Genomic DNA, 22499 nt, shown 5'->3' with positions numbered 1-22499 from the left:
GATATGGGTGGTTCACACGAGCGGTCGGCGGCATACGGCCCGGTGCACGGTCTGTTGCCGGCGGATACTACAGAGGATGTACGGACGCGGGGGGCCGACGTCTCACGTCAGATCGCGGTACTTCCGGTCGGAAGTCATGAACAGCACGGTCCCTTCCTGCCGCTGGCGACGGACACCCTGGTCGCCTGCGCGATCGCACGGGCGGTCGCCGGCTCCTACCCCGTGCACCTCCTTCCTCCAGTGACCATCTCCTGTTCGCACGAGCACGCGGCCTGGCCGGGCACGGTGTCCATCTCCTCCGTGACGCTGCACGCCGTGGTGCGGGACATCGCCGACTCGCTGCGCCGCTCGGGCGTCGACACGCTCGTGCTGGTCAACGGGCACGGCGGCAACTACGTGCTGGGCAACGTCGTCCAGGAGGCCTCCGCGCGCGGTGAGCGGATGGCGCTCTTCCCGGCCCCGGAGGACTGGGAGGCGGCGCGGGAACACGCCGGAGTCGTCACGTCGCTGCTGACGGACATGCACGCGGGTGAAATCGAGACGTCCATTCTTCTGCACACTTCTCCCGAGGTTCTCCGTCCCGGCTACGAGACGGCCGACCACGTTTCGGACGACCGGCGTCATCTGCTCACCACCGGAATGTCCGCCTACACGGATTCCGGCGTCATCGGCCGGCCTTCGCTGGGCACCGCGGAAAAGGGCAGGGAACTTCTCGCGAGCCTGGCGGATTCCTTCGGCGCGTATTTCTCGCTTCTGACCTCCGACGGCTGAGCGGGAATCCGGACGACCGGCCCCTGCCTGTCCGGACCCGCTGCCGTCGGGACGGGCGGGCGGGGGAGCGGTTCCCCGGCGGGCCGTGCTTCCTCCGTGGGGCGTGCTTTCTCCGTACGGCGTACTTGCGGGACGAGTTGTGCCGGGTCCGCCGTACGGCGGTTCCGGGTGGCGACGTACCACCGGGCCACCAGCACCACCGCTCCCGGCAGGCTGGCCGCCAGGCCGAGCACCCCGTACACCACGGCGACCGTCAGTCCCCGGCCCGCGCCGAGCCCCGCCGCTCCGAAGGCCCAGGCGGCGACGCCCTCGCGCGGTCCCCAGCCGCCCACGTTCAGCGGCAGGCTCATCGCCAGCAGCGCCAGCAGGGCGAGCGGCAGCAGCTCCGCCACCGACGCCCCGGCCCCGGCGACGTCCGCGGCGAGGACGAACATGGCCACGTACCCGGCGAGCACGACCACGGACGACACCAGGACGCCCGGCGCGGTGGCCCGCGAGAACAGCGCCTGCCGTGCCTCGCCGAGCATCCCTCGCACCGCGCGGGGCTTCCGCCCGGCCTCCGCCCGGTCCATCCGCAGGGCCAGCACCACCGCGCAGGCGCCCACCAGCCCGAGCCCGGCCAGCGGGGCGGCCGCCCGTATATGGTCGCGGACCGGGGACGGCATGGTCAGCAGGACCGCTCCACCGGTGGCGAACAGCGCGAGCTGCCCGGCCGTCCGCTCCAGCACCACCGCCCGCACGCCCCGCCCGAGGTCCCCGGCGTCCTGCCCGTGCCGCACGGCCCGGTGCACGTCGCCCAGGACACCGCCGGGCAGCGCCGCGTTGAGGAACAGGGCACGGTAGTAGTCCGCGACGGCCGCGCCGAACGGCAGCCGGATGCCGATGCCGCGCGCCACCAGCGCCCAGCGCCAGGCGCTGAACACCGTGGTCACCAGCCCGATGCCGAGGGCGGCGGCCAGCGTGGTCGCGTCGATGCGCCGCACCCCGTCCACGAAGGCGCCGGTGCCGAGCCGCCAGAACAGCACGGCGAGGATGACGACACCGCCGAGCGTGCCGAGGCGGGTGCGCACGGCGGGACTGCCCAGCCGTCCGAGCACACGGCGGACACCGCCCCCGGCCGCCGGCGGTTCCGCAGCGGGCGCCTCCGCCTCGGCCTCCTCCCCCGTGTGCGTGCTCATGCGCCGCCGTCCACCGGGCGGCACAGGGCGAGCAGGTCGGTGTGGTGCACGACCACCCGCAGCTTCCCCGCCGCGCAGGCTTCGAGCCGCTCGGCCAGATACGCGCCGGCGCGCTCGGCCAGCTCCGGGCGCTCCTCCACCGCCGCGCCGACCCAGCCGCGCAGCCACTGCTCGGTGAGCGCGGCCTCCTCCGGGCCGAGCCGCCACGGGCTGGGGTTCAGCCGTACGGTCGCGCCGTGTTCGGTGAACGCCTCGGCGGCGGCCGTGACCGCGTCCGGGCCGAGGAGTCCGCCGCGACGCTGATGGGCGTTGAACGCCTCGGTGATCTCCGCGTCCAGCGGGTGCGGTTCCGTCAGCTCCACGCGTCCGGCCACCGACAGGGTGAGCAGGGCGGGGCAGCCGGCTCCCGCGCAGGCGGCGGCCAGCGCGCCGACCTCCTCGCGGGTGAGGACGTCGAGCAGGGCGGACGCCGTCACCAGGGAGGCTCCGGCCAGCACGTCCGGGGTGAGCCGGGCGACGTCGCCCCGCCGGGTCTCGACGGTGACATGGCTGCCGTCGGCGGCGGAGCGGGGGGAGGCGACGGCGGCGAAGTGCAGGAGATAGGGGTCGCGGTCGTGCAGCACCCAGTGCTGGGTGCCGTCCAGACGGGGCGCCAGCCAGCGGCCCATGGAGCCGGTGCCACAGCCGATGTCGTGCACGACGAGACCGCCACCGGCCCGCCCGGGCAGATTGGCGAGCCGGATCCGCAGCGGGTCGAGCAGGTCGTAGGAGCGGGCGGAGGCGTCGGCCGGTTCGCGCAGCTGGAGCCACTCGGGCGCGTAGCGGGGCGGCTCGTCCTCGCCGGTGTCCCGCAGTCGCACGGTGGCCCGTTCGCCGGGTCGGGGTCCGGCGGGTCCGGCGCCGGGGATGACCGACGCGCCGTCCGTGGAACCGGTGGCTGCCATGTCGCCCCCTGGGGTCGCGGGCGCCGCGTCGGTGACGTCCCGGGGTCCGGGCTGGGCCGGGATCACGGCGGCGGGCTGGGTGGTGGTCGGTCGTGTCATGCCGCCCTCCCGGACGCGGTGGGGAGCCGTCGCAGGACTCCGGCGAGGCTCTGTGCGGTGCCGGCCCACCCTCCGAGCGCGGCCCGCCGGCCACGGGCGGCCGCCTTCAGCCGCCGCCGTACGTCGGCCTCGCCGAACCAGCCGCGCAGTTCGGCGGCGATCGCGGCCGGGTTCTCCGGCGGCACGAGGATGCCGGGCACCCCGCCGTCGGGCGCGCGGCCGACGGCCTCGGGCAGCCCGCCGACGTCGGTCGCCAGCACCGGGATGCCGCGCGCCAGTGCCTCGGTGACGGCCATGCCGTAGGTCTCGGCGTAGGAGGTGAGGACCATCAGGTCGGCGGCGGCGTACGCCGCGTCGAGGTCGGCGCCGGACTTCGGGCCGGTCAGCTCCAGCCGGTCCCCCAGGCCGTGTTCGCGGACGAGGCCGCGCAGGTGGGCGACGTACTCGGGGTCGTGTCCGAGGCCGCCGACCAGGGAGCAGGTCCACGGGAGGCTGGTCACCGTCGCCAGCGCCTCCACCAGCCGGTGCTGGCCCTTGCGCGGGGTGACCGCGGCGACGCACACCAGGTGCGAGACGCCGTCGGTGCCCGGGGCGAGCGGCGCGATGTCGGCGCCGGGGGCGGCGACATGGACCCGCTCGGGGGCGAGCCCGTGGTGGGAGACGAGCCGGCGGACCGCCCACTCACTGGTGGCGACGACGGCGGGCACCGCACGCAGCACCTCGCGCTCGCGGGCGTCCAGCTCGGCGGCGACGGCCGCGTCCAGGCCGGTCTCGTCGCCGAGCGGCAGATGGACGAGCACCACCATGTGCAGGCGCCCCTCCGCCGCCTCCGGCACGATGATCTCGGGCACCCCGCAGGCGACCAGCCCGTCGAGCAGGACGACCGCGCCGTCGGGCAGTTCACGCAGGGTGCGGGCGAGTTCCTCGCGGGCGGCCGTGCCGGGGCGGGGCCAGTCACCGGCGACCGGGTGCCGGTGCGCCTGCCAGCCGAAGCCGGGCAGGTCCAGGCACACGCGCCGGTCGTAGGCGTTGCCGCCGCTCGGGGCGGACCGGTCGTCGACCCCGCCCGGCATCACGAAGTGCACGGAGTGCAGGGACATGGGGATGATCCCGCCGTTCCTCCGGAAGGACGCCTGCACGGGCACGTAGTCCAGGCGGCCGGAGCCGCCGCGGCCCGCCGTCCTGGCGGTCGTGTCGAGCGTCCTGCCGGTCGTCGTCTCGGTCATGTCGACGGACGTGTCGGTCACAGCGCACGCTCGTAACTCGCCCAGGCGATGTGCGACTCGTGCAGGGTGACGGCGATCTGCGCGATGCCCTTGGCCCCCTCCCCGAGCGCACCTTTGTGGATACGCTCGGCGAGCCGGTCGGCGATGACCTTGGCCAGGTACTCGGTGGACGTGTTCACCCCGGCGAAGTCGGGCTCGTTGTCGAGGTTGCGGTAGTTCAGCTCTCCCACGACGGCCCCGAGTTCCTGCGTGGCCAGGCCGATGTCGACGACGATGTTGTCCTCGTCCAGCTGTTCGCGCCGGAAGGTGGCGTCCACGAGGAACGTGGCCCCGTGCAGGCGCTGGGCCGGTCCGAAGACCTCGCCGCGGAAGCTGTGGGCGATCATGATGTGATCGCGGACGGTGATGCTGAACAACGGACGACCCTCCAGGTGCGGCGCGTCTGTTCCCCGCCGGTCTGGGAGGCGGGGATGTCGAGTAGTACGGCTGACTTCCTTCCCGTGTTCAGCGTCTGCCGTGTCTTTTCTCAGGTCAGGCGTGTGTGCCCGCTCCGGGGGCGTCGTAGCGCACCCGGTGGCACAGGGCGGGGATGTCTCCGGAGGCGAGGCGGGGCATGACGGCGGGCAGTTCCTCGAAGGGCGACTCGCCGGTGACGAGGGCGTCGAGGGCGGGGTCCGCGAGCAGGTCCAGGGCGAGGGCGAGACGGTCGCCGTAACCGCGGTGCGCGCGGGCCGGGGAGACGGTGCCGACCTGGCTGCCGCGGATGGTGAGCCGCCGCGAGTGGAACGCCTCGCCCAGCGGCACGCCCACCTTCCGGTCGCCGTACCAGCTGAGCTCGACGACCGTGCCCTCGGGCCGCAGCAGCTCCAGGGCCCGGGCGAGCCCTTGTTCGCTGGCGCTGGCGTGCACCACGAGGTCGCAGTCCCCGTCGGCGTCCGCGGGCAGGGCGAAGCCCACGCCCAGGGCCTCGGCGGTTGTGGCCCGCGCCGGGTCGGCGTCGACGAGCTGGACGCGCACCCCGGGGAAGCGGGCGAGCAGCGCGGCCACCGAGCAGCCGACCATCCCGCCGCCGACCACGGCGATCCGGTCGCCGACCAGGGGCGCCGCGTCCCACAGGGCGTTGACGGCGGTCTCCACCGTGCCGGCGAGCACCGCCCTCCCGGCCGGCACCGACTCGGGCACCGGCGTCACGGCCGCCGCCGGCACCACGTACCGCGTCTGGTGCGGGTACAGGCAGAACACCGTCCGTCCGGTGAGTGACTCGGGCCCCTCCTCCACCACGCCGACGCTCAGGTAGCCGTACTTCACCGGCCCCGGGAAGTCGCCCTCCTGGAACGGCGCCCGCATCGCGGTGTGCTGACTCTCCGGCACCCCGCCGCGGAACACGAGCGTCTCCGTGCCCCGGCTGACCCCCGAGTACAGGGCGCGCACCACGACCTCGTCCGGACCCGGCTCCGGCAGGTCCACCTCACGGATCTCCCCCCGGCCAGGTGAGTCGAGCCAGAACGCACGTGCGGCGCGGTTCATCGAAGTCCTCCTGAACGATCGGGATCCTGCGCGCGTACGGAGTGGTGCACAGGCCGCGCACAAGGTAGCGGCGTTGATCGACTCTGTCACACGGCCGGAGGGTGTTCGGTGGCCCTGAACAACACGTACGACGCGAGGCTCGTCCAGCAGGAGACCGCTGTGGGGGCGGGCGTACAGATCCTGCTGCTCGCCCTGATCGGTACCGCGATCGGCATGGGCCCCGCGGGCTGGGTCACGGGCCTCGTGTTCGCGATCGCCACCTGGGCGGTGCTGTCCCGGGCCCTGCACCGGGCGGGGTCGCGCACCTTCGGTCCGGCGAACCGCGTCACCCTCGGCCGGGCCACCCTCGTCGGCGGGGTGACCGCTCTGGTCGCGGACTCGTTCCAGGACTCACCTCCTGTCTCTCTGTTCGTCGGCCTGACGGCCGTGGCCCTGATCCTCGACGGCGTCGACGGCAAGGTCGCCCGCAGGACCGGCACCTCCACCGCGCTGGGCGCCCGCTTCGACATGGAGGTCGACGCGTTCCTGATCCTGGTGCTCAGCGTGTACGTGTCGATGGCGATGGGACCGTGGGTGCTGCTGATCGGCACCATGCGCTACGTGTTCGTCGCCGCCGCCCGGGTGTGGCCGTGGCTGACCGCGCCGCTTCCGCCGAGCACGGCCCGCAAGACGGTCGCGGCGCTCCAGGGCGTGCTGCTGCTGGTGGCGGCCTCCGCGTTCCTTCCCCACGTGGTGAACTTCGGGGTCGTGGCGCTGGCCCTCGGCCTGCTGGTGTGGTCGTTCGGCCGTGACGTGCTGTGGCTGTCCCGCACGCACCGGGCGACGCAGGCGGCCCCGGTGGCGGTCGAGCGCAGGGCGCGGCGCGAGCTCGTCGCGAGCTGACGTCCGACCGACGCTCGCTCACCACCCCTTCCGCTGCCGACAGGCCGCTACTCGATCCCCGTGGCGTCCAGCAGCCGCACCAGCTCCTTCCGCCCGTATCCGAGCCGTCTCGACCGGTGGGCAGCCGTCAGCACCAGGTGCGCCACGGCCTCGGCCGCGTCCTCTCCGCCGGCGTCGATGTCGGGCCACTCCCCCGGTCTCCCGTCCGCCCTCACGGCGTTCATCACCACCCCGTGCGCGCGGCGGATCTCCGCGACCGTGCCGGCGACGGCGTCCAGCAGTGTCCTCCCCGGGCGTCGGCACTCCAGGGCGAAGCAGCCTCGGTCGACCGGCACACACCCCTCGGGCGGCCTCGCCCGCAGCCCCGTGTACCGCTCGTCCCCGAAGCCGCACTCCCCCTCGTCCTCCTCGTGCACCAGCAGGAAGCGGTGGTGTCCCGGCGGGAGCGGGGGCGGCGGGGGCGTGTACTCCCATCCCGCGTCCTCGAAGAGCTGCCGCTTCACCTCCTCCTCGTCGGCGTGCGTCACGGTGAAGCCGTTGTTCTCGTTGCGTCCGGTGACCGTGCCGTCCTCGTTCCGCCGGAACTGCAGGCTCATGATGTCTCCCCCGTCGTCGGTGCCTCGCCGGGCCCTCACGGGAGCGGCGGCCGCCCCCGTCACCCCGTCGAACGGCCCGCACGACCCCCGCGTGCCCGCTTCGGGCGTCATCACCGGATCGCGTGAAAAGACCGGAGGCGGGAACTCCCCCCGCCCGTCCGGGAGCACCCCCACCCGTCCGAAAACTCCCCCGCCCGCTCCCACCTGCGGTTGTTACGCTCCCGGGGTGAGGATTCCGGGACCAGAAGAGATCCGTGCGCTGCACGCGAAGCACGCGCCGACGGCCGAGGCGTTCGCCTCCGTCCACCGCCACTGCGAGCTCGTCTGGAGCATCGCCGAGCAGCTGCTGGCCTCACCGCGTCTCTCCCGCCTCGACGCCGAACTGGTCCGGGCCGGCTGCCTCCTGCACGACATCGGCGTCTACCGCCTGTACGGCGAGGACGGGCGGCTGGACCACAAGAACTACATCCGGCACGGCCTGCTCGGCCAGGAACTCCTGGAGAGCGAGGGCCACCCCGCCGCCCTGTGCCGCTTCTGCTCCCACCACACCGGCGTCGGCCTGACCCGGCAGGACGTCGTGAGCCAGAACCTCCCCGTCCCGCCCGCCGACTATCTGGCGGAGACGCCGGAGGAGCGCCTGGTGATGTACGCGGACAAGTTCCACTCCAAGTCGCACCCCGACCGGTTCCTCACCCCCGACGCCTACGCCGCGCACGTCCGCCGCTTCGGCGAGGAGAAGGTGTTCGCCTTCCAGGCCCTGCGCGACGAGTTCGGCGACCCGGATCTCGCCCTCCTCACTCCGCACGTGGAACCCCTCACCCCGCGCGTGGGACCGCCGCCCGTCAGCGGCTGACGGGCGGCGGTTCGGAACACGCGGGCGGGTCGGCGGTGAGCGGGAGGGCCCCCCGCTCACTCCTCCGGCAGGTGCGCGTCCGGAGCGTCCGGGCGGTGGTCGGGGAGGCTCGAGCGGGTGGACGCGTCGTGGCGCACGCGCAGGAACTCCAGGTACCGCTCGTACTGGTCGAGGGCGTCGGCGATGAGCTGCTCCTTGGTGTAGCCCATCACGTCGTAGTCCTGGTTGCCCTCGGCGAGACGGACCTCGAACCGCACATAGGTGTCGCGCTGCTCGACCGACCGGGTGGCGAACGCGGGGGTGGGGCGCTCGACGGGCCACACCTCGTACAGGAACTCGTCGCCTTCGCCGACCGGCACGCGCAGTCCGACGTGGGTGAGACCGTTCTCCTCGACGGCCCCCTCCAGCATCTCCGCCTCGGCGCCCTGCTGCCGCAGCTCTTGCGTGACGTCCTGGAAGGCGGGCCGGGCGACGTGGTCCACGAACCGTGCCGCCGCCCGCGGGCCGGGAAACGACATGGCGCGCGCCAGCCGGTGCCGCCAGTTCGGCGCGCCGGGCAGACCCTGGTGCACCGTGCGTCCGGAGAGCGAGCCGGGCAGTGTGGTGACCCGGGCCTCGACCTTCATTCTCTCGGTTCTCAGGGCGAGATAGAGCCCCGCCATGATCAGGAACATCACGAAGGAGAAGGGCAGGCCCATGATGATGGTCGCGTTGGTCAGCGCCTGCACACCGCCGACGATGAGCATGGCGAGGGTGAGCAGACCGGTAGCCAACGCCCAGAAGAGGCGCAGGTACGTCGGCGCGTCGGTCATGGGGGTGGGCAGGTCGGCGCTGAGGTTGCCCATCACCAGGGCGCCTGAGTCGGCGGAGGTGACGTACAGCAGCAGGCCGACGAAGGTGGCGAGTCCGGCGCTGAACATGAAGCCGGGGAACTGCTCGAGCAGGGTGTAGAAGCCCTGTTCGGGGACGTTCATGGCGGTCTCGCCGAACTCGGCGTTGCCGTCGCGCACCAGGAACAGGGCGCTGTTGCCGAAGATCGCCAGAAAGAGCCCGGTGAAGAGGAACGGGATGACCAGCGTCGCCGCGACGAACTCGCGCAGGGTGCGGCCGCGGGAGATACGCGCCAGGAACAGCCCGACGAACGGCGCCCAGGCCACCCACCACGCCCAGAAGAACAGCGTCCACGCGTCGAGCCACTCGGTGGGCTGGTCGTAGGCGAAGGTGTTCAGGGTCATCGACGGGAAGCCGCTGACGTAGTCGCCGATGTTCTGGACGATGGCGTTGAGCAGCCGGAACGGCTCGCCGACGACGAGGATGTAGAACATCAGCAGCGCGGCGAGCAGCAGGTTGAGCTGCGACAGCCGGCGGATGCCCTTGTCGACGCCGGACACCGCGGAGACGGTGGCCATGCCCACCGCGACGACGATGAGCGCGATCTGCGCGGTCAGCCCTTCGGGGATGCCGAAGAGCGCCTTGAGGCCGTAGTTGAGCTGCACCACGCCGATGCCGAGGGTCACCCCGATGCCGAAGACGGTGCCGATGATGGCCGCGAGGTCGACGGTGTCGCCGATCCGGCCGTGGATGCGGCGCCCGATGATCGGGTACAGGGCGGAGCGGATGGCGAGCGGCAGCCGGTACCGGAAGGAGAAGTAGCCGAGCGCCATACCCATCAGCGCGTACATGCCCCAGCCGGTGATGCCGTAGTGGAACAGCGTCCAGACGACGGCCTGCCGGGCGGCCTCCAGGGTCTCCGGGTCGCCTTCGGGCGGCGCGAGGTAGTGGCTGACCGGGCCCGACACCGAGAAGAACATCAGGTCGATGCCGATGCCCGCCGCGAACAGCATCGAAGCCCACGTGAACAGGCCGTAGTCGGGCTTGGAGTGCTTGGGGCCCAGCTTGACGGTGCCGTACTTGGACACGGCGATGAAAACGACGAACAGCAGGTACAGGGTGGCCGCGAGGAAGTAGTACCAGCCGAACCAGCTGGAGATCTTGCCCACCGCGACACCGATCGCGTCCTCGGCGCCCGACGGGGTGATGATGGCCCAGAGGGAGATCGCGAGGACGAGGATCGCCGCCCCGAAGAAGACGACGGGCTTGACCCGCACCGGGCCGGCCGGGGCGTCCTCGGACGGCAGTTCCTCCGGCGTTCCGGGGCCCTTCTCACCAACGGTCGACACGTCGCTCTCCTTCTCGGCCTCGGCTGCCGGCCGCCGCACCGGCCGTCCGGCCCGCGGCGTGGGCGCCCGGATGGTTTCCGGCCACCGAGGCGCATATACCCAACAGTCGCGCCGCCACCACGACGCCGGCACCGAGGAAGTTTTCACACGTCGCGGCGGACCGCGGACCGGTCACCGCGTCGCCTCCCGGCCGGACGGGCCGGGCCGCCCGGTGATGAGGTCGGCGGCGCGTTCGGCGGCGAGCAGCACCGTCACCATGGGGTTGATGGTGGGCATCGTCGGAAAGACCGATGCGTCGACGACGCGTACGCCCTCGGCGCCGCGCAGCCGCATCTGCGGGTCGCACACGGCCGTCGGGTCGTCGGCGGCACCCATCCTGCAGGTGCCCGCCGGGTGGTAGACGGTGTGGGCGACGCGGCGGCCGTACTCCGACAGGTCGGCGTCGGAGGTGACGTCCGGGCCGGGTGCCACCTCACGGACCAGCCAGTCCTTCAGCGGGTCGGTCGCGGCGACCTCGCGGGCCACCTTGAGCCCTTCGACGACGGTGCGCTCGTCGTGGCCCTCGGGGTCGGTGAAGTAGCGGAAGTCCAGAGCGGGGTGCTCGGACGGATCGGAACTGCGCAGCCACATACGGCCGGTGGAGCGGGCGCGGGGCACGTTCGGCGTCATGCACACCCCGTGCTCGGGGACCGGGTAGCCGAGCCGCTCGGTGTTGACGGTGAACGGCACCTGGTAGAAGTGGAACATCAGGTCGGGCCGCGGCTGGTTCCTGTCCATGCGCAGGAACAGACCGGCGTCGGAGTCCATCGCGGAGTTGGGCGGCAGCGGGCCGCGGGTCTCCCAGACGATCACCGACTCGGGGTGGTCCAGCAGGTTCTCGCCCACGCCGGGCAGGTCGATGTGGACGTCGATGCCGAGGCGGCGCAGGTCGTCGGCCGGTCCGATGCCGGACAGCATCAGCAGCCGCGGAGTGTCGATCGCCCCGGCGCACAGCACCAGTTCACGGTTCGCGCGTACGGTGGCGGGCTCGCCGTCGGCGCCGCGCACCGCGACCCGGGTCAGCCGTCCCGCCTCGTCGGTGAGCAGCCGGTGTGCCCAGGTCTCCAGCATCAGTGTGAGGTTGGGGCGGTCGAGAACGGGGTGCAGATAGGCGACGGAGGCGGAGGAACGCTTGTTGCCCTCCGGCTCGTAGGCGAGGGAGAAGAAGCCGGTGCCGTCGGCGAAGGGTTCGGCGTTGAAGTCGTCGACGACGGGGACGCCGGTGGCGCGGGCGGCGGCGGTGACGAAGTCCTTGGCGATGGGGTTACGGTCGGCCTCGGCCACCGGCACGATGGTGGTCTGCAGCCGGTCGCGGTACGGCAGGATCGTGCCCGGCTCCCAGCCGGTGCAGCCGGCGGCCACCCAGTCGTCGAGGTCCTGCGGCAGCGGCAGGAAGCTGATGAGGGTGTTGTGGGAGGAGCAGCCGCCGAGGACGCGGGCCCGCGAGTGCAGGATGTGGGAGTTGCCGCGCGGCTGTTCGACGGTGGTGTAGCCGTAGTCGAACTCGGAGCCGAGCAGGTTGATCCAGTTGCGCAGGCGGAGGATGCGGTCGTCGCCCACGTCGCTGGGTCCGCCCTCGATGACGCAGACGCGGCAGTCGGGGTCCTCGCTGAGGCGGGCGGCGAGCACACAGCCGGCGGTGCCGCCGCCGACGATGACGTAGTCGTAGTCCGACTCCGCGCCGTGAGGGATGGTGGAGGCCATGAGCTGCCTTTCTTCGGAACCGCGGGGTTCTGGGCCGGTGGCGTGAAGGCGGCTCAGCTGCCGCCGCTTGTGCCCTTGAACCAGCCGGAGGGTCCCGGGGTGAGGTTCTGGTAGATGTGCTTGGCCTCCTGGTACTCGCGCAGGCCCGTGGGCCCGAGCTCGCGCCCGACGCCGGAGCGTCCGAAGCCGCCCCATTCGGCCTGCGGCACATAGGGGTGGAAGTCGTTGATCCAGACGGTGCCGTGCCGCAGCCGCTGCGCGACGCGCTGGGCGCGGCTCGCCTCGGAGGTCCAGACACCGCCGGCCAGTCCGTAGCGGGTGTCGTTGGCGAGTTCCACGGCCTCGTCCTCGGTGCGGAACCGTTCGACGGTGACGACCGGCCCGAACACCTCCTCCTGCACGATGCGCATGGAACGGTCGCAGTCGGCGAAGATCGTCGGGAGCAGGAAGTAGCCGTTGCCCAGGGCGGGGTCGTCGGGGCGCGTGCCGCCGGTGACGAGGCGGGCGCCCTCCTCCTTGCCGAGGGCGATGTAGCTCTCGACCTTCTCCCGGTGCTGGGCGGAGCTGAGCGGCCCGCTCTCGGTGCCCTCCTCCAGGCCGTTGCCCAGCCGGATCTGGCGGGCACGTTCGGCGAAGGCCTCGACGAACCGGTCGTGGATCGAGTCCTCCACCAGCAGCCGTGACCCGGCGGAGCAGACCTGACCGGCGTGCAGGAAGGACGCGTCGAGGGCGTAGTCGACGGCGGCCTCGAAGTCGGCGTCCGCGAAGACGATGTTGGGGTTCTTGCCGCCGAGTTCCAGGGCGATGTTCTTCGGCCCCTCGGCCGCGGCGGCCATGATGGCGCGTCCGGTGGCCAGGCCGCCGGTGAAGGACACCAGGTCGACCTCGGGGTGGGAGGTCATGGCCGCGCCGACGGTCGCGCCGGAGCCCAGGACGAGGTTGGCCACGCCGCGCGGGGCGCCGGCCTCCTCGATCAGACGGAACAGGGCGATGGTGGTGAGCGGGGTGATCTCGCTGGGCTTGAGGACGATGGTGTTGCCGGCCGCCAGCGCGGGCGCGACCTTCCACGAGGCCTGCAGCAGCGGGTAGTTCCAGGGGGCGATGAGCGCGCAGACCCCGACGGGCTGGTAGACGACGCGGCTGAGCACGTCGGGACCGACGTCCACGACGCGCCCGCCGTCCTTGCCGGCCAGTTCGGCGAAGTAGCGGAAGGCGTTGGCGACGTCCTCGACGTCGAAGCGGCCCTCGGCCAGCGTCTTGCCGGTGTCGAGGGTCTCGGTGCGCGCGATCTCGTCGATGTCCCGCAACAACAGGTCGTGCACCCGCATCAGCAGGTCGGCACGGCGCCGGGTGGGGGCGTTCGCCCAGTCCTCCTCGTCGAAGGCACGGCGGGCGGCCCGCACCGCCTTGTCCACGTCGGCGGCGTCGGCCTCGTCGACGGTGGTGATGACGGAGGCGTCGTACGGATTGATCACCTCGCGCCGCCCTCCGTCGGCGGCGGTCGTCCACTCCCCGTCGATGTACAGCTCACCCATGGCGGGCGCCTCCTTAGCATCCGACCGGTACCGGCTCGGGCGGCCGGCCGGTAGCACGGCCCATGGTGCGGTCGACGGCCACGGCTCGCACGGCCACCGCCGCGTCCGGGTGGTCCGGGTGACTCGGGGGGGCCGGCGCTGGGCCGGGACGGGCCGTTTCTGAGGGCGAAGGAGGGCGACGCACGCGTCCGGCGGGAAGGGGCGGCCCGCGTACTGTGAAGGTCGCGTGACGGGACGGCAGGCCCCGTGTGAATTCCTCACGCTGCCGCGTGGGCTTCACCACAGCACCGCAGCAAAGCATCACAGTCGACGAAGCGGCACACCCCGCCGACAGCCGGAATGACGGCGGTTCACCCCGATAGCGGCACGTGGACGAGCCATGCCGCACGCCACCCTGATGACGGACCGCTCCGGTCGACCTGCTCTATGATCGTTCAATAGTTGACTTCATCGCGCTTGCAACTGATCCCTGATGGTGTCCCACGACCGTGAATACGCATCCGTCGGTGCGCGTCCCGTCGCGGTGACACGCAGGAGGAAAGGTGAATCGTATGGCCCTCGGACTGCTCCGGCGTCGACGTTCCCGCAGCGGTCCCACGCCCGCGTCGGGCGTGCCGCTGCCCCTGCCGGCCGGCGCCGGTGCGTACAGCTGCGAGGTCGTCGATCCCATGGGACAGCCCCTGGGCGGCGCCGAGGTCACGGTGACCGCCCGGGACAGCCACCGGGTCGCCGCCCACGGCACCACCGATCCGTACGGCCTGTTCATGGCGGCGCTCCCGCCCGGTTCCTACAGTGTGATGGTCACGGCTGAGGGCCTCACCCCGGCCCGCAGCGACGTCGCCATAGCCGCCGACACCGCCCTCCCTCCGGCGCGCGTCGCGCTGCTGCCCGCCCGCCAGCTGGAACTGCCGCCACCTGGTACCTGGCTGTTCGACCCGCCGCACACCGCGATCCGCTTCATCGCCAAGCATGTGGGCATGGCCCACGTCCACGGACGCTTCACCCGCTTCACCGGCGGTATTCGCATCGCGCCGGACATGCGCGAATCCCAGGTGTCGGTGCGCATCGACGCCGCCAGCATCACCACGGGCAACAGGACCCGTGACAACCATCTGCGTTCCGCCGACTTCCTCGACGTCGAGCACTACCCTTACATCGACTTCACCAGCACCCGGTTCGTCTACCAGGGCGGATCCAAGTGGACGTTGAACGGCACGCTCACCATGCACGGCACCAGCCGCTCCGTGGGGCTGGACACGACATACCTCGGCACGGTGAACGGCGGTTACGAACAGGAGCTGCGCTGCGCGGCCCTGGCGAAGACGGAGCTGCACCGCGAGGACTTCACCCTCAACTGGCGCTCGATGCTGGCCCGCGGCATCGCGGTCGTCGGTCCGACGGTGCAACTGGAGCTGGACGTCCAGGCGATGTACCGCACCTCCGAGACCCCCACGCCCCCGGAGTAGGCGGGCTCGGCCCGGCGGGCGACAGCCCCCTGGATCACGCGTAGGGGTCGGGAATCACCTCGGTCGCCGACTCGAGGACCTTCTCCACCCGCAGGACCGCACTGCGGACGTTCCCCTCCTCCGCGACCAGGACATCGGGCACATGGGACTCGTGAAAGCGTAGGTACCCGACGGTACCCACCGTCGTCGTGCGCGCGCCGAGCCACAGCACCATCCTGCGCAGGTCGTCGAACTCGTCGGGATGCGCCTCCTGCCGCACGGTCAGCGCCCACTGCGGCCCGTCGGAGCACAGTTCCCCGACCAGCGCGCCCCCGATCCGCAGCGCCGGCCCCCGGTCGCCCCAGAGGGGGTACGCGTAGCCGTCGTCCTGCCGGCCTCCCTCTTCCCCCAGGTGCCATCGAAGCAGGGCGAGGTCCTGCGGCGGAAGCGAGCCCGGCAGGTCGAGCGTGAGCTGGAACTCGTAGATGTCGGCCATGATCAAAAGGCTACGGGTCCCGGCGCGGGTGCCCTTGTCTCCGGCTCGGGGAGGACGCCGGACACGGCGAAAACCCGGACCGTCACGTCCGTCGCTCCACTGTGACCGTGTGGCGGCGGACCAAGCCGATGCCGAGAGCCACAACCATCCGCCACTGCGGGCGCGCCAACGGTCGTTCCCAGGCCCGTGAGAACGCGGCAGAAACGGCCCGCCTGCGCCGCTTGCGGCCCCGCACGTCCGAGCCCCGCCCCGCAGCCGCACCTACGGGTGCTCGACACGGACGATGGAGAGTAGATGTCTTCGCTGGAGCAGCTTCGCGAGGTGTTGGGCGTGCCTCCTGGGGCGGTGTGCGGGAGCGACTTCGGTGCGGTGGAAGGGAGTCTGGGTGTTGGGCTGCCGCCGGACGTGAAGGGGATGTGTTACCTGTACGGGGACACGCTGATCTCCGACTTCATCTTCGTTCTTGGGCCCGAGTTCATCGCCGAGAAGAGCCTTTGGGTCAGTGAGCTGGTCCGGGAAGGTCACCCTGTGATCGCAAAGGCCGTGCTCCCTGATGCCGGTGGGATGCTTCACTGGGGTCATTCCGTGGACGGGGACAAGTTCTTTCTGGAGCATCGCGGAGGCAGCCATTGGACGGTTTCCGCTTTCCGGCGTGACTGGGCCGATTGGTATGAGTCGGATGAGACGCTGATCGATTGGCTCATCGGGGATTTCACGGGACGTGTTGCCCAGGAGTGGATGCCCGAGTGGCCGGCTGCCCACTGGTTCGAGGCGGGCCGGTAGGGCGGCCTTCGGGGAGGTGGGTGGTACGACACCACGTCCGACGCTGCGGGACCCTCATGGATCCGAGCGGGGCACATCCGGCGCACGCCTCATCCCACGGCTACCGACACGGCCGAAACACGTGTGGTCGACACGCGTTTCGGCGCGTTGGACCCGATGCGTGGTCCTCACGAATTCACCGAGCCTGCACCATCCGTCCCTGACGGGACACCCTCGGGGCAGGAGCAGCCGTGACGCACATCGGGGAGCGTCTCACCTCGCCCCCGAAGGCGACATGGGGGACATCTGCCGTAAACTCTCTTTTAGTTCCTCCGCACTACCCAACGCACCCACATGCGCCGCCAGTTGATCACCCGCACCATGACGAGGGATACTGCCTGGCGGTTGCGTGTTCCCGACCGGGTGGCGCTCGCTGCAATATCCTCCCGCGCGGGCCACTGAAGCCCATATACCCAACGATTACGGGGCAGTTGACCTCAGGTTTCGTGGTAGCGTCCTCGCTCAGAGGGACAGTGCAACCTGAAAGGGAAATCGTGAACACGGAGAAGATCGCCGCTCGCCGCCTCTCGCTGGAAGAGGTGACGAAATTCGGCGTGAAGGACAGGCTCTTCGTTTCCGCCGACACGGAAGAACTCAAACTTCCCGACTGCTTTGTCCCTGCTTTCCTGACCAAGCCCGGTGAGTATTTCGAGGGCGGCTCGATCACGGCGAGGACCGTATTCCAGGAAGAGGTCTCCTGCCTTCCCGACGACGAGAACGAAGCCGGGATCTACGTGGCCGACGAGAGCGGGCCGGTGACCATCGAGGTCCTCCAGTCCGCCGGTGTCGTGCTGGACCTGGCACTCTTCGTCCCCGGTGGGGACAAGGGGTCCCTCACGGCCCTTTACGCCGCGGTCCGGCAGGCGTTCGGCGCCGACGTCGTGCAGATCTGGCGCCAGGGCCTCAAGGCGGTTCCCGACGTGAAGGTCGACATCTTCGAGGAGCAGATCCCCCGGGGCCGCAAGGCGAGCGACAGCCCCAAGCGTGACCGTCGCGCCATCGACACCTACCCCACCCGTGCGGACTTCATCGAGTTCTCCACGGGGTGGAAGCCGGTCGTTGAGATTCACAAGCCGGTCGTCGACGACACCCCGACCATCTGAGGCGGCGCCACCTCTCGTCCCGCCCGACCGGGATCCAAGCCTGAAGTCGTTCTGCGACAGCCCACAGGGCTTCAGTGCCGGTTGCTATCTCATGAGGTACGAGCAACGAGCAACGACCGAGGGCCGCACTCCCCGCGCGGGGAGTGCGGCCTTCGGCGCATGGGGTGACAAGGGCCAAGCCGCCGCGCGGGTGCCGTGCCCCCATGCACACGTACAACCGCAAGGGTGTCCAGATCGAGCAGTCACGGTGATGAGCTCCACGGCGGGGCCCTTCCGGCGTGACATCCGTCCGAGACCCCACCGCTTCGGCCGGCCGTCGGCGTCCCGGATCGTCACGCCCAGGGGCCGACGGTCCCGCCACGCTCGCCGACGACTGGGGCGTCACGGACCGCCCGGGCGGCCCCGGCAAGACCGTGTGGGCGTCCGTCGGCCTGCGCGGTTCCGCCGAGCCGGACCCGTGCCTCTCACAGCACCAGGGAGCCGGCGGTGAGGCAGCAGCCCGACGCGGCTCCGATCACCCCCCAAGACGCTAAGGTGGCGCCTCAAGGGGAGGACGTCGCGCGGCTGTTGTACCGCGTTCGACGAAGCATCACGCGGAGACGGCAGCCGGGGCACGCGCTCGCAGCCCGGCCGACCGCGGAGAGGTTGGGGGGAGCACGCCATGACGGACGCGCCGACGCACGCTGCCGACATCGACGCCGACACCGATGCGGACGGGGCCGACGAGACCGTCGACCGCAAGGTCGTCGAGGAGGAACAGGCCCAGATCAGGGACTTCGTCAAAGGTCTGAGCGCGGACGACATCAAGTCGGGCAACTGGTTCACCAAGCTCGCCGCCCACGCGATGAACGCGTACACCCAGAAGGTCGACTGGCAGTACTTCCAGGACCGGTACGCCGGCGTGCCCGCGGACGTCATCGTGGACCAGCGGATCAAGATGGCGGCCCGCTACGCCGCGCTAGAGGGCGGGCTCTCCGCCGGTGCGTACACGGCGACCGTCGCCGCGACCATCGGCAGCCTCGGGGGTGCCTCGCCGGCGACCGTGCCCGCGGCTGTGGCGACCATGATGGTCGACGTCGCGTTCATCAGCCAGCTCCAGCTCCGCCTGGCCTACGACGTCTCCGTCCTCTACCGGGTCCCGATCGACGTGCACGACCCCGAGGACCTGTGGAAGCTGATCCGTGTGGCCTTCACGATCAAGAGCGGGGAAGCGGCCAACAAGACCGTGGTCAAGGCGGTCCCGATGGTGGTGCGACCGCTGGTCAAGAAATTCTACTCGGGGTCGGTGCTCACCGCCGGCAGAGCACTCCCGGTCGTCGGGAGACACCTCCTGCAGCGCAACGTCATCAAGATCGGCATCCCTCTGGTCGGCGTCCCCCTCGCCGTCCTGCTGAACCGCTACACCACGCTCGTGGCCGGCCGGCACGCGCGGGCCGTGTTCCGGAACGAGGCGCGGATCATCGAACTGGCCGGGGGCCTGAGCGAGCGCAGCCTGCACCCGGAGCTGATGCTCTGGGTCGCCTGGCTCGTCCTCCGCGCGAACGCCGAGCCCGCGATCGCCGACGACGAGGCGCTGCTGATGCGGCACCTGGTCAAGGCCGTCCGTGAACGGCACGGCGTGGCTGACGAACGACTCGCCCAGGTCGTCGACATCGACCCGGCGGACGTGTGGAAGCGGGTGGCCGACGAGACGGGAGACCTCAGCGACGTGCTCGACGCCGCCGAGCGCGTGGCCACCGTGGACGGTGACCTCGACTCCCGAGAGAAGGCGATCCTGACGGAGCTCCGGGAACGGTGTCGCCGGGGCTGACGTCTTCGCCGGGCCAGGCACCGCGCCACTCCCCCGCCGGGCCCCGGTATCGCGTACAGCGCGGAGCCAGCCGTGCAAGCGTCATGACCACACCCGCCCGCTTCGGTGCGGTACTACCCGGCACTTCCGGGCGATGCCTCTCCGTAGGACATCGCCCGCGATCTGACGCTCCGCATCCGCAGGAATCCCCCTTCCAGCACCACCGGTTGTCACAGGCAAGCGATATCCTCGCAAGGCGCTTGTGACACGTGTGTCTTACGACAACGGGGGGTGTCCATGCTCGGCCGGGATCAGATGTTCCCGCAGGACTGTCCGGGGGGTCACCAGGGCATGTCGACGGGGGCGGGGATCGACGTCCAGCGGCAACTGGAGTCGCTGATCCAGGACTTCCGCGCGGGCGACCCCCCGATGCCGGTGATCGTGCTGCACGCGGAGGACGCCGCCGACGACGACCGCGTGACGGAGCTGGTCGACGAGCTGCGCGAAGGGCAGCAGAGTCACGGTACGCGCCTGGCCGTCGCCCCCACCGAACCGCCGCGGGACGACGCGGACCCGGACCCCACCGCCCAGGCCGTACGGCTCCTGCGCGACCTGGGTGACAGCCGGAAGTGGGGCGACCGTTCCGCCTCCTACCGCCCCTACTCCTTCCCCCGGCTGGGACTGGTCCGCGCCCTCCAGGACGCCACCGACGACCCGGAGATGGACGCGCACTGGCCGACCGCCCCGGCGGGCACCCCGGACGGCAACGTTCAGCGCGAGCAGGCCCAGACGCGACTGCTCCGCATCCTCGCCCGGCAGCGCTGGCGCCCAGTCAGGCCCGAGCGCCGCAACCGTCAGGCGCTGCTCAACGACGTGCAGCAGTTCCTCCCCGCGGGCGTCCTGGGCGCGCTGACCTCCCTGCTCACCCGCCCCGAGTGGTACGTCGCCGTCCTCGCGGGAATCGGTCTGATGATCCTGCTGGCCGCGCTGAACCACGTGCCCGGGCGCGCACCCCTTTTCCTGTGGCTGCGCAGGGAGAGCCGCTGGTTCCTGACCACCACGTTCCTCCAGTCGGCCGCCCGTCGGCAGTCGACCAGTGTGCGGCTCTTACGGCCGGTCCGGTCCTGGCGCGCCATCGCGGCCCGCGCCTACGACGTCGCCGAGGCCATGCGCGAGGGCGGCGTCTTCCCCCTCCAGCTGTACGTGCTGGCCCTCTTCGAGGACCTGCGGGACAACCACCGGCGCGTCAGCTGGGACCTGCGCGGCCTGAAGCGGACCCGGCCGCCGGTGCTGATCCTGCGGCAGGTGAGCCGGGAGAACGGCGGCATCGAGCTGATCAGGGCGGTCAGCGACGTCCGCAGCCGGCGCAGCGAACTGGACCCCCTGCTGATCGTCGCCGGCGTGGCGGCGCACGACGCGCCGCTGCTCGACCGGGGCACCGACACGGGAGCACCCCCTAGCGGCGTCACTTCCCGTTCTCAGCCGCTCTCCCGCCCCGCCCGGCTCCAGCAACGTCTGCGGCACTGGTACGACGAATGGGCCGGGAACCTGCGAGCCGACCAGTCCCCGAGCCGGACCAACGCGCTGCCCTGGGTCCTGCGCATAGCCCTCCCCCACGAGGAGCTGCTTCAGCTGCGGCAGGCGGACTGGCGGTGCGTGCGGGCCCGGCACCGCCCGCCCGTGGCGCGGATCGTGTGGTCGGCGTACAGCCTGGCGCTGGTCCTCGCGCTGGCCGCCACCGTCGGCGTCGTGCACGCCCGTGACCTGCACCGTACCTACTGCTCGGCGGGTCTGCTGACCGCCGACCGGGACACAGAGCTGCGCCCCGCGCCTGGCGGCGGCACGGAGTGCGTCGGCATATCGGCGGGCGGCGTGCGGTTCGGCTCGCACCTCGAGGGCGGATCCGACTCGGAGGGCGGGCGGCTGCGCGAGCTGGAGAAGCTGGTGCACGCCGAGAACGCCAAGGTGCTGCGCGGGAATCCGCGCGCCTACGTCACCGTGGTCTACGCGGGCCCGCTGAGCTCGGCCACGGTGGACCCGTCCCTGGTCAAGGGCGCGGAAGAGCTGGCCGGCGTCTACCTCGCCCAGCGCGTGGTGAACGAGAACTACCGCGTCAAGCTACGCGTGTTGCTCGCCAACGGCGGTGCGGACATGGGCCACCAGCGTTTCACTGCCGACGCGATCGCCCGGTACGCCGACCGCGATCCGTCGGTCGTCGGTGTCGTCGGCTTCGGCCGCGACCTGCAGAGCAGCCCCGCCGTGACCCGACGGCTGCAGGAGGCGGGCCTGCCCGTCGTCTCGGGCACCAACTCGGCGACGTATCTGCCGAAGGACTTCTCCAACTGGCTGAGCCTCGCGGCCCCCGACGAGCACCAGGCGGAGGCGCTCGGCCTGGTCGCGCGGCAGCTCCGCGGCAAGGGCGACGCCCCGTACGCGCTCGTCCTGGCCCGCGACACCAAGGCGTCGCAGGACCGGTACACCAGCGAACAGGCGTACTACGGCGGGGAGATGCTGCGTAAGGAGGGCTTCCGGCTGCTGCCCTCGCGAACCTACCGCGTGGCGCACGGCAAGCCCGAACTCCGGTTGCACGCGGAGAGCATCTGCCGCGGTGAGAACGTCCCGTCGGTCATCTACTTCGCGGGACGCGTCGAGGACATCGGCCCGCTGATGACGCAGCTGGGCGTCGAACCGGGCTGCGCGAACCGGCAGATCTCGATCCTCACCGGGGACGACCTGAGCAAGGCCAAGTTCTCCGGCGTGGGCGGCCGGGACGGCGTGGCCCCGCGCATCACGCTGTACCACGCGGCGCTGGCCGAACTGCGGGAGGCGGCGTCCGGCACCGCCTTCTACCAGGACGCGGCCCAGCACCTCCCGTGGCTCGAGCCGGGCGGGGTGACCTACGACGCCCCTGGCTTCGCCAGCGGCCAGACGGCCCTCGCCCACGACGCCACGCGCGCACTGTACTGGGCGGCGAGCCTCGGCGACGTACGCCAGAGCCGCGCGGCGACCTGGGTCAACCTCAGGGTCGTCAAGCTGGAAGGCATGGCCACCGGCACGATCGACTTCACGGACGCGCCGCTGTTCGGCGAACGCCACGGCCACAGCATCGTCCTGGCCCGCGTCCGCAGGACACCGGAGGGGCTGTCGCAGGCGGAGGTGCTGTGCAGCAGGCCGGCGGGGGTGAGCAAGCCGTTGGATGTGAAGCAGTGTTCGATCGAGTGAGGCGGGCAGGCTGTGACCGGTGACTGAGGCCCGGACACCGGTGCTCACGCTCAGACACCGAGGCCCACGGACACCGGTACTCACGTTC

17 protein-coding genes and 1 pseudogene are annotated in these 22499 nt (G+C 71.5%); 8 read left to right on the top strand and 10 right to left on the bottom strand.

Annotated elements, in window-relative coordinates; all coding sequences use genetic code 11:
* Positions 1 to 3: 3 nt before the first annotated feature.
* Positions 4 to 771 (top strand): creatininase family protein, encoded by a 768-nt coding sequence (locus tag MTR79_RS12210; RefSeq protein WP_078895207.1) that lies wholly within the window; start codon positions 4 to 6, stop codon positions 769 to 771.
* Positions 772 to 1004: 233 nt separating this feature from the next.
* Here the strand turns inward: MTR79_RS12210 and MTR79_RS12205 are convergent.
* The 5 genes and pseudogenes from MTR79_RS12205 to MTR79_RS12185 all read right to left on the bottom strand — a co-directional run.
* Positions 1005 to 1949: pseudogene (locus tag MTR79_RS12205) on the bottom strand (lysylphosphatidylglycerol synthase transmembrane domain-containing protein); the annotation flags it as partial.
* The gene (locus MTR79_RS12200; protein ID WP_244790127.1) at positions 1946 to 2992 is read right to left on the bottom strand and encodes a class I SAM-dependent methyltransferase; all 1047 of its coding nucleotides are present in this window, start codon (positions 2990 to 2992) and stop codon (positions 1946 to 1948) included. The gene MTR79_RS12200 and the pseudogene MTR79_RS12205, both read right to left, overlap by 4 nt.
* A complete protein-coding gene (locus tag MTR79_RS12195; RefSeq protein ID WP_244790126.1) occupies positions 2989 to 4239 on the bottom strand; it encodes a glycosyltransferase family 4 protein in 1251 nt (416 codons plus the stop codon). The genes MTR79_RS12200 and MTR79_RS12195 overlap by 4 nt, the downstream gene beginning before the upstream one ends.
* Positions 4236 to 4634: a 6-carboxytetrahydropterin synthase gene (locus tag MTR79_RS12190; RefSeq protein WP_048458897.1), complete on the bottom strand. Its 399-nt coding sequence runs from the start codon at positions 4632 to 4634 to the stop codon at positions 4236 to 4238. The genes MTR79_RS12195 and MTR79_RS12190 overlap by 4 nt, the downstream gene beginning before the upstream one ends.
* A 115-nt stretch (positions 4635 to 4749) precedes the next feature.
* Positions 4750 to 5745, bottom strand: coding sequence for a zinc-binding alcohol dehydrogenase (locus MTR79_RS12185; protein ID WP_048458896.1), 996 nt, complete (start codon positions 5743 to 5745; stop codon positions 4750 to 4752).
* Positions 5746 to 5853: 108 nt separating this feature from the next.
* On the opposite strand from MTR79_RS12185, the gene MTR79_RS12180 reads away from it, so the two are divergent.
* Positions 5854 to 6627, top strand: a complete 774-nt coding sequence (locus tag MTR79_RS12180; protein WP_189366726.1) for a CDP-alcohol phosphatidyltransferase family protein — start codon at positions 5854 to 5856, stop codon at positions 6625 to 6627.
* 47 nt (positions 6628 to 6674) lie between these two features.
* Here the strand turns inward: MTR79_RS12180 and MTR79_RS12175 are convergent, their stop codons facing one another.
* Positions 6675 to 7223: a hypothetical protein gene (locus MTR79_RS12175; protein ID WP_244790124.1), complete on the bottom strand. Its 549-nt coding sequence runs from the start codon at positions 7221 to 7223 to the stop codon at positions 6675 to 6677.
* Between the two features lie 226 nt (positions 7224 to 7449).
* Here MTR79_RS12175 and MTR79_RS12170 point away from each other — a divergent pair, with 226 nt between their 5' ends.
* The gene (locus MTR79_RS12170) at positions 7450 to 8076 is read left to right on the top strand and encodes an HD domain-containing protein (RefSeq protein ID WP_189366728.1); all 627 of its coding nucleotides are present in this window, start codon (positions 7450 to 7452) and stop codon (positions 8074 to 8076) included.
* A gap of 56 nt (positions 8077 to 8132) precedes the next feature.
* Here MTR79_RS12170 and betT read toward each other — a convergent pair whose 3' ends face one another.
* The 3 genes from betT to MTR79_RS12155 all read right to left on the bottom strand — a co-directional run bounded on the left by betT (position 8133) and on the right by MTR79_RS12155 (position 13534).
* Positions 8133 to 10214: a choline BCCT transporter BetT gene (betT, locus tag MTR79_RS12165; RefSeq protein WP_086704543.1), complete on the bottom strand. Its 2082-nt coding sequence runs from the start codon at positions 10212 to 10214 to the stop codon at positions 8133 to 8135.
* 213 nt (positions 10215 to 10427) lie between these two features.
* Positions 10428 to 11999: a GMC oxidoreductase gene (locus MTR79_RS12160; RefSeq protein WP_244790123.1), complete on the bottom strand. Its 1572-nt coding sequence runs from the start codon at positions 11997 to 11999 to the stop codon at positions 10428 to 10430.
* Positions 12000 to 12052: 53 nt separating this feature from the next.
* A complete protein-coding gene (locus tag MTR79_RS12155) occupies positions 12053 to 13534 on the bottom strand; it encodes an aldehyde dehydrogenase family protein (protein ID WP_086704530.1) in 1482 nt (493 codons plus the stop codon).
* A 551-nt stretch (positions 13535 to 14085) separates the two neighbouring features.
* Between MTR79_RS12155 and MTR79_RS12150 the strand changes: the two genes are divergently transcribed.
* Entirely contained in the window at positions 14086 to 15000 is a 915-nt protein-coding gene (locus tag MTR79_RS12150) for a YceI family protein (RefSeq protein ID WP_189366731.1), read from the top strand.
* Positions 15001 to 15034: 34 nt separating this feature from the next.
* Here MTR79_RS12150 and MTR79_RS12145 read toward each other — a convergent pair whose 3' ends face one another.
* Positions 15035 to 15475 carry a hypothetical protein gene (locus MTR79_RS12145; protein WP_086704544.1) on the bottom strand — a complete coding sequence of 147 codons (441 nt, stop codon included), beginning with the start codon at positions 15473 to 15475 and terminating at the stop codon, positions 15035 to 15037.
* A 294-nt stretch (positions 15476 to 15769) separates the two neighbouring features.
* Between MTR79_RS12145 and MTR79_RS12140 the strand changes: the two genes are divergently transcribed.
* The 4 genes from MTR79_RS12140 to MTR79_RS12125 all read left to right on the top strand — a co-directional run bounded on the left by MTR79_RS12140 (position 15770) and on the right by MTR79_RS12125 (position 22411).
* Positions 15770 to 16258, top strand: coding sequence for a hypothetical protein (locus MTR79_RS12140; RefSeq protein WP_244790122.1), 489 nt, complete (start codon positions 15770 to 15772; stop codon positions 16256 to 16258).
* Between the two features lie 533 nt (positions 16259 to 16791).
* Complete coding sequence (locus MTR79_RS12135; RefSeq protein WP_086704535.1) at positions 16792 to 17400, top strand: hypothetical protein; 609 nt, start codon at positions 16792 to 16794, stop codon at positions 17398 to 17400.
* A gap of 661 nt (positions 17401 to 18061) precedes the next feature.
* A complete protein-coding gene (locus tag MTR79_RS12130; protein WP_244790121.1) occupies positions 18062 to 19210 on the top strand; it encodes a hypothetical protein in 1149 nt (382 codons plus the stop codon).
* Positions 19211 to 19540: 330 nt separating this feature from the next.
* The gene (locus MTR79_RS12125; RefSeq protein ID WP_244790119.1) at positions 19541 to 22411 is read left to right on the top strand and encodes an ABC transporter substrate-binding protein; all 2871 of its coding nucleotides are present in this window, start codon (positions 19541 to 19543) and stop codon (positions 22409 to 22411) included.
* Positions 22412 to 22499: the final 88 nt, after the last annotated feature.

Source organism: Streptomyces sp. BJ20, from assembly GCF_022869105.1.
Taxonomy (GTDB): Bacteria; Actinomycetota; Actinomycetes; order Streptomycetales; family Streptomycetaceae; genus Streptomyces; species Streptomyces griseoincarnatus.
Note: the sequence above shows the minus strand (reverse complement) of the source record. Positions and strands in the feature narration are given on the sequence as shown.